At 73.5% G+C, this 8,388-nt stretch carries 7 protein-coding genes; 5 read left to right on the forward strand and 2 right to left on the reverse strand.

Annotated features, from left to right (window positions below):
* Nucleotides 1-42: 42 nt before the first annotated feature.
* Together ACFWM2_RS28220 and ACFWM2_RS28225 are read left to right on the forward strand one after the other, a co-directional pair.
* The gene (locus ACFWM2_RS28220; RefSeq protein WP_383285757.1) at nt 43-1,830 is read left to right on the forward strand and encodes an ATP-binding protein; all 1,788 of its coding nucleotides are present in this window, start codon (nt 43-45) and stop codon (nt 1,828-1,830) included.
* 29 nt (nt 1,831-1,859) lie between these two features.
* Nucleotides 1,860-2,186, forward strand: a complete 327-nt coding sequence (locus tag ACFWM2_RS28225) for a DUF742 domain-containing protein (RefSeq protein WP_383285760.1) — start codon at nt 1,860-1,862, stop codon at nt 2,184-2,186.
* Nucleotides 2,187-2,321: 135 nt separating this feature from the next.
* On the opposite strand, the gene ACFWM2_RS28230 is transcribed toward ACFWM2_RS28225, so the two are convergent.
* Complete coding sequence (locus tag ACFWM2_RS28230) at nt 2,322-3,272, reverse strand: lytic polysaccharide monooxygenase (RefSeq protein ID WP_383285763.1); 951 nt, start codon at nt 3,270-3,272, stop codon at nt 2,322-2,324.
* Nucleotides 3,273-3,790: 518 nt separating this feature from the next.
* Between ACFWM2_RS28230 and ACFWM2_RS28235 the strand changes: the two genes are divergently transcribed.
* The 3 genes from ACFWM2_RS28235 (at nt 3,791) to ACFWM2_RS28245 (ending at nt 7,780) form a co-directional block, all read left to right on the forward strand.
* Nucleotides 3,791-5,617, forward strand: a complete 1,827-nt coding sequence (locus ACFWM2_RS28235; protein WP_383285766.1) for a S8 family serine peptidase — start codon at nt 3,791-3,793, stop codon at nt 5,615-5,617.
* Nucleotides 5,618-5,773: 156 nt separating this feature from the next.
* The gene (locus tag ACFWM2_RS28240; protein WP_383285769.1) at nt 5,774-6,940 is read left to right on the forward strand and encodes a damage-control phosphatase ARMT1 family protein; all 1,167 of its coding nucleotides are present in this window, start codon (nt 5,774-5,776) and stop codon (nt 6,938-6,940) included.
* A gap of 117 nt (nt 6,941-7,057) precedes the next feature.
* Nucleotides 7,058-7,780 (forward strand): class I SAM-dependent methyltransferase, encoded by a 723-nt coding sequence (locus ACFWM2_RS28245; protein ID WP_383285772.1) that lies wholly within the window; start codon nt 7,058-7,060, stop codon nt 7,778-7,780.
* On the opposite strand, the gene ACFWM2_RS28250 is transcribed toward ACFWM2_RS28245, so the two are convergent.
* Nucleotides 7,723-8,388 (reverse strand): tetratricopeptide repeat protein (locus ACFWM2_RS28250; RefSeq protein ID WP_383285775.1); only part of this gene is annotated, 666 nt, incomplete at its 5' end. The two genes, ACFWM2_RS28245 and ACFWM2_RS28250, sit on opposite strands and share 58 nt — an antisense overlap.

Below are 8,388 nucleotides of genomic sequence, written 5' to 3' on the forward strand. Positions count from 1 at the left end.
AACGGGGCCGAGCACGTCGCCGCGGAGGGATCCATGCCATCCATGCCCGAACGGATAGCGGACGCGGCGTGCTGGGGCCTGGCGGTCGGCCTGCTCGCCCTGGTCGTCCTGCTGGTCGGACAGCGCGGAGTCATCACCCTCCAGCGCGACCGCAACGCCCAACTCGCCGCGCGGCTGCGGGCGTGGGAGGAGGAGGTACGGCACCTCGTCTCGGTGCGGCTGCCGAGGCTGGAGGACGTGCGGCATCCGTCGGGACGTGACCGTGGCGGCCCCGTCGGCGGTGCCGGACCCCTCGTGCGTGCCGTTCCCTTCGACCGTGGCCTTCCCTTCCTCGACACCGGGCTGCTCGACGCGCGTCTGGCCGACTCCGGCTTCGCGAAGTGTCTCGACGGCGTGCTGGAGCGGTTCTCCGGCGTCATGGAGGATGCGCAGGACCGTGCCGGCCGCTCCGCGCGGGCCGCACTCGACGGGGCGTTGCGCCCGGTCCGGGAGCTCGCCGCCGAGCAGCAGGCAGCCATCGCCCGGATGCAGGAACGGCACGACGACCCGGACGTCCTGGGCGATCTGCTCGACATCGACCACACGAACGCCCTGCTCGCCCGGCGCGCCCAGGCCGTCGCCGTGCTGTGCGGCGCCTCGCCGGGGCGACGGCGCACCTCCGCCGCGCTGGTCGACGTCGTCCGCGGCGCCGCCTCCCGCATCCGCGACTACCGGCGGATCCGGGTCAACGGAGAAACGGACCTCACCGTGCTCGGCGGCGCGGTGGACCCGGTGGTCCTCGCGCTCGCCGAGCTGCTGGACAACGCGGTACGGCACACCTCGCCGGACGCGACGGTCGCGGTCGACGTCCGGCCGGTGCGCAACGGCGCCTGCGTGGTCGTCGACGACGCGGGGCCCGGCCTGGACGGTGACGCGTCCGCGTACGCCGCCGGGGTGCTGTCCGGCCGTCAGCCGGTGGACATCACCTGTCTCGGTGACCCGCCCCGCTTCGGCCTCGCCGTCATCGGCGCACTCGCCGCGCGCCACGGGTTCGCCGTCTCGGTGGACACCCGGTCTCCGTACGGGGGCGCCCGCGCCGTCGTCTTCCTGCCCACGGAGCTGCTCACCTCCGTGCCCTCCGGCACCGGGCAGGAGCGGGGTGACGGGGACGCCGGTTCCGGCGATGGCGATACGGCGGCGGCAGCCGGGAACGGTTCGGTGGACCAGGGGAGCGAGGCGGCAGTTGGCGGGAGTGGGAGAGACGGGGCCGACGCGTTGCCGCGTCGACGACGCCGTACGCCCCGGAGACCGTCGGCCGCGCGGGCCGAGGAAGCCGAGGAAGCCGAGCAAGCCGAGGCTGCCGAGGAGGCCGTGGAGGCCGTGGAGGCGGAGGACATCGAGGGTGCCGCGCAGGGCGGCCGGCCGGAGGCGCCCGGGCGGGCTGCCTCCGGTGCACCGGCCGAGTCGCAGGACGGTGCCGTGCCGCGGCCCGAGTCGCCCGGTCGGCTCGTGCCCCGGGTGCCGGGCGAGTTGACGGAGGGTGCCGTGAAGGTCGACGACGTCGGCGAGGTGGCCACCCGTGCCGCCCGCGGTGACGCGGGCACCCGCTCCCCGGCGGACGCCGAACCGCCGTGCCCCACCGGCACGGTCACCGGCCGCGGTACCCCGTCGTCCGGCACGGGTTCCGTCCCCGGGGCCGACGGCTCGATCGTCCGCTCGGCCGAGGAGAACGCGCGGCGCATGCGGGCGTTCGCACTCGGACTGCGTAGGGGGCGGGCCGATCAAGACACCGCCGACGGCTTCGCGCGCGACCGCGGACTCGTACGGCGGGACACCGGCGGCAAGCCGTGACGCCCCGGCGCCACCCCGAGGAGCGGCTGGTGCGGACGTACGTGGTCACGGACGGGCGTGCCCACCCCACCCGCAACACCCTGGAGCCCGACACGCTGCTGGTCGCCGTCGACGATCCGCCGGCGGCCTGCCCGAGGTCGGAGAAGCGTGGGCTGCTGGAGCTGTGCCGGGGCGGAGCGGTGTCGGTCGCCGAGGCCGCCGACCACCTGGAACTCCCGGTCAGCGTCACGAAGGTGCTCGTCGCCGACCTGGTCGACGACGGGCAACTCGTCACCCGCCCGCCCGTCCCGGCCGCCAGGCCGACCGACCCGCAGATCCTTCAGGAGGTGCTGGACGCGCTCCGGGGCCGACTGTGAAGCCCGGTTCACCTCACCGCGCCCTGCGGCGGCCCAGCGCCCAGCCCATCCCTCAGCCACCCGGATGGCGGCCCAGCTCGGCCCCCAGCCCCGGCGGGCGGCCCAGCTCAGCCCCCGGCCCAACCCCCGAGCCGACTACCTCCCCTGACCGCGGCGGAGCCGGACCGCGAGGCCCGCTGCGAGAGCGAGTGCCGCCGCTCCGCCCGCGATCAGCGGCAGCGCCGCGGAGTTGCTGGAGCTGCTGTCCGCGACGGGCTCGGAACGGTCGGCCGCTGCGCCCTGGTCGGCCGTCGACGTGGCCGCCGGACGAGAGGCCGGCGCGGACTCCGGTGCCGACTTCGACGGGGTGGGCGTCACCGAGGCGGCGGGAGTCTCCCGCCCCGCCGCGGCCCCCGCGCCCGCAGCGTCGTCCGAGCCGGCCCCCGCTCCGGTCGCGGAGCCGTTCCCGGCCTGCGGGAACACCACGTCCGAGCAGGAGTAATAGGTGTCAGCGGTACTGGAGTTCTGCCAGATCGTGTAGAGCACGTGATGCCCCGACCGGTTGGCCGGGAGCTTCGCCCTGATGCGGTAGGCGCCGTTCACCAAGGACGGGTCGGTGGCGGTCGCGAAGGGCGTCGTCGGCAGGTCGGACCACTTCAGGGGCCTCGTCGGGTCGTAACCCGGCTTCGTCAGATACAGCTTGAAGGTGCCCGTGTGCGGGATCGTCGAGCTGTAGGCGAGGGTCATCGGAGCGCCGGGGGAGAGGCGGGTGGAGGGCCAGTCCGTGCGGGCGAGGTCGAGGCCCTTGTAGGCGGGCAGGCCACCGCTGCACAGCCGCCCGTCGGGGATCAGTTGGCGGTCCCGGCCGTTCACCCCGGCGACCCGGAGGTTGTCCCAGGCGGTGAAGGGGGCGCCGTTCGCCGCGATCGCCGCCGTACAGGCCGCGGACCCGGTCCGGCTCCCGCCCTCCGGTGAACACGCCACGACCCGGCTGACCGGATCCGTCGGTGCGCCGTGGGCCTGGGCCGGACCCGCGGCCCAGGTCGTCAGCAGAAGCGGGGCCGCCACGGCGACAGCGGCCGCGGCGGCGGTGCGGTGTGCGGTCATCCGGTGGGGCTCCTTGGGCTGTTGCGGCGACGCGGGCGGAGAGACGGAGGGGCGGCCGGCGCGGAACGCCGACGCGCGGCTCGGCGGGTGCCCCCGTGGCACGGGGTCGTCGTCCACCGGCGTACGGAGACCGCTCCCTGTTCCCTGTGCAGTACGGGAAACCGGGGGCGCGTGTTCAACGGGCCGCCTGCCCGCCGCGACGTCCGGTGCGTGCGGCGCTCGCGCGGGGGCAACCCGCAAGCGGGGTCCGCCGGCCCCGCCGTGCGCGGACATTCCGCTCCCCCCGCCCCCACTCCAAGGGTGTTTTCCAGCCAGATCGAGGGTTTCCCCTGTATCCGGCCCGCTCACCCGCTCCCTATCGTTCGAGCACAGCCGACCCACAGGTAATCCCCGGAGGGGCCCGGCTCGCGTACGGCCGGCCGCCGCGCATCTGCTCGATTCACCCCCCGCCGCTTCGACGACGAAGCGAATCGACCGCTGCTCCGCGCTGCCCGGAGCCGGCCACGAAAGGCAAGCCCTTGCGTACGTCCTCCTCCCGCGCCGCCGGACGGAAGCTGATATCCGTCGCCGCGGTGTCCGCCGCGCTGGTGGCCGGAATGGCCACCTCGGTCGCCGTCGCCCAGACCCCCGCCGAGCAGTCCGGGACCCCGGCTCCCGCCGTGAAGACCCCGGCTCCCGCCGTGAAGACCGCGGCCGCCCCCGCCGAGCGCCTCATCGTCGGCTACCGGGCCACCGCCGCCGAGGCCAAGTCCAACAAGGCCGCCTCCGCCGACGCCGAGGCCAAGGGCAAGGAGGCCGGCGAGGACCTCGGCTTCCGGCGCCGGCTCGGCACCGGGGCTGCCCTGGTCGACCTCGGCGACCGGCTGAACAAGGCCGACGTCGCCGACGTGATGGCCGAGTACCGGGCGGACCCGCAGGTCGCCTACGTCGTGCCGGACCGGCTCAACACGCCGCAGGCGGACCCGAACGACACCGAGTACGGCAAGCAGTGGGACCTGTTCGAGACCACGGCGGGCATGAACGTCCCGGGCGCCTGGGCCACCTCCACCGGCAGCGGTGTCACCGTGGCGGTCATCGACACCGGCTACGTCACGCACTCCGACGTCGCGGCCAACATCGTCGGCGGCTACGACTTCATCTCCGACACCGCGGTCTCGGTGGACGGCGACGGACGCGACAGCAACCCGGCCGACCCCGGCGACTGGTACGCGACCGACGAGTGCGGCACCGGCACCGGCTCCAGCGGCTCCTCCTGGCACGGCACGCACGTGGCCGGCACCATCGCCGCGGTCACCAACAACGCCAAGGGCGTCGCGGGGATCGCCTACGGAGCGAAGGTCTCGCCGCTCCGCGTCCTCGGCAAGTGCGGCGGCTACGACTCCGACATCATCGACGCCATCACCTGGGCGTCGGGCGGCACGGTCTCGGGCGTCCCGGCCAACACCAACGTCGCCAAGGTCATCAACATGAGCCTCGGCGGCTCCGGCGCCTGCACCTCGGCCACCCAGACCGCCATCAACGGCGCCGTGAACCGCGGTACGACGGTCGTCGTCGCGGCCGGCAACGACAACGCGAACGCCTCCGGATTCTCCCCGGCGAGCTGCAGCAACGTGATCACGGTCGCCGCGACCAACCGCACCGGCTCCCGTGCCTCGTACTCCAACTACGGCTCGATCGTGGACATCTCGGCCCCCGGCGGCCAGACCAGCACCGGCACCGCCAACGGCATCCTGTCCACACTCAACTCGGGCACGAAGACGGCGTCCACGGAGTCGTACGCGTACTACCAGGGCACCAGCATGGCCACCCCGCACATCGTGGGCCTGGTCGCGCTGATGAAGTCGGCGAACCCCTCGCTGACCCCGGCCCAGATCGAGTCGGCGATCAAGGCCAACGCCCGTGCGCTGCCCGGCACCTGCTCGGGCGGCTGTGGAGCCGGTCTCGCCGACGCGACCAAGACCGTGCAGGCGGTGAGCGGCTCCGGCGGTTCGACCGGCGGCACCACCTTCACCAGCACCTCCGCCGTCGCCGTGCCGGACGCGGGCTCCGCCGTCGACTCGCCGATCACCGTCAGCGGCCGCAGCGGCAACGCGCCCTCCGCCCTCCAGGTGGGCGTCGACATCACCCACAGCTACCGCGGTGACCTGGTGATCGACCTGGTCGCCCCGGACGGTTCGACGTACCGCCTGAAGTCCTCCAGCACCTCGGACTCCGCGGCGAACGTCAAGACGACCTACACGGTCAACGCGTCGAGCGAGACCGCCAACGGCACCTGGAAGCTGCGCGTCCAGGACGTCGCGGCGCAGGACACGGGCACGCTCAACAGCTGGAAGCTGACCTTCTGACCGCCGCCCCGGGGGAAGCGGCCGGCCGACGCGAGCGGGCGTCTGCCGGCCGCTCTGCCGATGTCGGGATGCGCGGACCCGCTGCCCGTGGGTGCCCCGGCCAGGGGGCTACTGTGCCTTTCGAGGCCCCGCCCCGCCCCGGAGGAACGCACGCCCATGTCTGATGCCGCCGTGATCGTCAGCAGCGACCCGGAGTCGTTCCCGCACAGCGTGCTGGCCGAGCGGCATCCGGCGCTCATCCGCAAGGTACGGGACGCCTTCCCGTACGGACCCGAGCAGCACCAGGCGCTCGACGCGCTGCTGAAGAGCGCCACCGAGGGCGTCATCGAACCGCTCCCACCGGGCGCCGCCGACCGTGGGCAGTGGGAGGCGTGGGGCCTTCCGGAGTACGTCGGACACTCCTGGTTCGAGGCACCCTTCCTCTGGGCCGAGAGCTACTTCTACCGGCAACTCCTCGCTGCCGTCGGCTACTTCGGGTCCGGGTCCGGATCCGGGACCTGGAGCGGTATTGACCCCTTCCGCCCCTTCAAGCTCGCGGAGCTCGACACCCCGGAGACCGAGGAGGAACTGGCCGCACTCGACGAGCTGGCCTCCCGGCCCGTCGAGGACCAGGAGATGGCCCTGCTCCACGGCTCCCTGTGGGGCAACCGCGCGGATCTCGGCTTCCAGCTCTCGGCCGGGGATGGCGCGGCCGCCGACAGCCAACTCGTGGCGGACGAGAGCGCGTTGCTCTGGTCCCTGCTGTCGGGCGGCACGGTGTGCCTGGTCGCGGACAACGCGGGCCGGGAACTCATCCCCGACCTGCTCCTCCTCGACCATCTCCTGCGCCACGGCCGTGCGGACCGGGCCGTGCTGCACCTGAAGCCCCACCCGTACTACGTCTCCGACGCCATGACCGCCGACCTGGTCGACGCCCTGCGCCGGCTGAAGGAGGCGAAGGGGGCCGCCGCGGAAGCCGGTCACCGTCTCTGGTCCGCCCTCGCCGACGGCCGCCTCACGGTCCGCGCCCACCCGTTCTCCTGCGCCCCGCTGCCGTACGCGAACATGCCCGACGACCTCCGCCGGGAGTTCGCCGCGGCCACCGTGACGATCTTCAAGGGCGATCTGAACTACCGCCGCCTGGTCGGCGACCAACTGTGGCCCCCCACCACGCCGTTCGCGCAGCCCACGGCGTACTTCCCGGGCCCCGTGGCCGCTCTGCGCACCCTCAAGTCCGACGTGATCGTCGGCCTCGACGCGGCCACCGAGTCCGCGCTCGTGACCACCCAGGGACAGCGCTGGCGGACCGCCGGGACGCATGCGCTGATCCAGGCCCGGCCCTGAGAAGACGTTATGCTGCCGAGTTGTACCGGTGGGCTCCATACGTCCGCCGCCGGGCAGCGAAAGAGGACGTCATTGACCCCGCGGTACGTCAGCAATCCAGGGGAGCCCCTCTACGACGTGATCGAGCGCCGATACGTCGACGCCGCGGACGCCCGCGACGAGACCGACCTCCACGACGTCTTCACCGACATCTACCGCACCAACCGCTGGGGCTCCGACGAGACCCGCTCCGGCCCGGGCTCCGAGCTGCTGCGCATGAAGCGGGTCATCGCCCAACTCGGTGAGCTCGTACGCGAGTTGGACGTCAAGTCGGTGCTTGACGCGCCGTGCGGCGACTTCAACTGGATGCAGTACGTCGACCTCGGCGGGGCGGCCTACCTCGGCGGCGACGTCGTCGAGGAGCTGATCGAGGACAACCGGACGCACCACGAGCGGCCAGGGCGGTCCTTCACGCTGCTCGACTTCACCCTCGACCGGGTGCCGCGGGTCGACCTCATCCTCTGCCGGGACGCGCTGGTGCACTTCTCCTACCAGCACGTGGTCGAGGCGCTGACCCGGTTCCGGGGGAGCGGCTCGCGCTATCTGCTCACCACGACCTTCGCGGGGACGCACGCCAACACCGATATCGTCACCGGCTGGTGGCGCCCGATCAACCTCCGCCTCGCCCCGTTCGCGCTGCCCGAACCGCTGCGGGTGATCGGCGACGACGAGTCCGACGACTTCTACGACGACAAGGTCCTCGCGCTCTGGGACCTGCGGCAGATCCCGGCCCGTTTCCCCGGTTACGAGCCCGCGGGGGCCGAGTCGGGGTCCCCCGCGGTGGTCGGGTCGGGCGGCTGACCGTCCGGGTCGCCTCCCGGAGGCCTGGGCGGCGCGTCATCGGCGGCCCGCGTCCCGGCCCGTAGCCGTGCCACCTGGCGCAGCGCCTCCTCGGCCGCCCGCGTCCGCGGATGCCGCTCGCCCAGCACCTCCTCGCAGGCCGCCCGCACCTCGGTGAACTCGGCCTCGGACAAGGCGAGTTCGCCCCGCGCCCTGAGCAGGTCGGCGAGGTTGTGGCGGACAGCGAGGGTGCCGGGGTGGCGGGCGCCGAGGTTCTCGACACAGTCGGCGAGGACGGTGCGGTACTCGGTTTCGGCCTGGTCGGTGCGGCCGCGGAGGTGCAGGACGTGGGCGGCGCCGTGGCGTACGGAGAGGGTGAGCAGGTGCTGTTCGCCGAGCACGGTACGGCGGGCCTCGTACACCACCCTGAACTCCTGTTCGGCGGACTCCAGTTGGCCGCGGTCCATCAGCAGGTCGGCGAGGTTGTGGCGGACGGCGAGGGTGCCGGGGTGGCGGGCGCCGAGGGTGTCGATGCAGTCGGCGAGGACGGTGCGGTACTCGGTTTCGGCCTGGTCGGTGCGGCCGCGGAGGTGCAGGACGTGGGCGGCGCCGTGGCGTACGGAGAGGGT

The sequence above is a fragment of the Streptomyces sp. NPDC058371 genome (assembly GCF_042723265.1).
Classification (GTDB): Bacteria; Actinomycetota; Actinomycetes; order Streptomycetales; family Streptomycetaceae; genus Streptomyces.

Coding starts and splice junctions, on each gene's coding strand:
- ACFWM2_RS28230 (WP_383285763.1), bottom strand. CDS start 3,272: ATGACCGCACACCGCACCGCCGCCGCGGCCGCTGTCGCCGTGGCGGCC.
- ACFWM2_RS28240 (WP_383285769.1), top strand. CDS start 5,774: ATGTCTGATGCCGCCGTGATCGTCAGCAGCGACCCGGAGTCGTTCCCG.
- ACFWM2_RS28220 (WP_383285757.1), top strand. CDS start 43: ATGCCCGAACGGATAGCGGACGCGGCGTGCTGGGGCCTGGCGGTCGGC.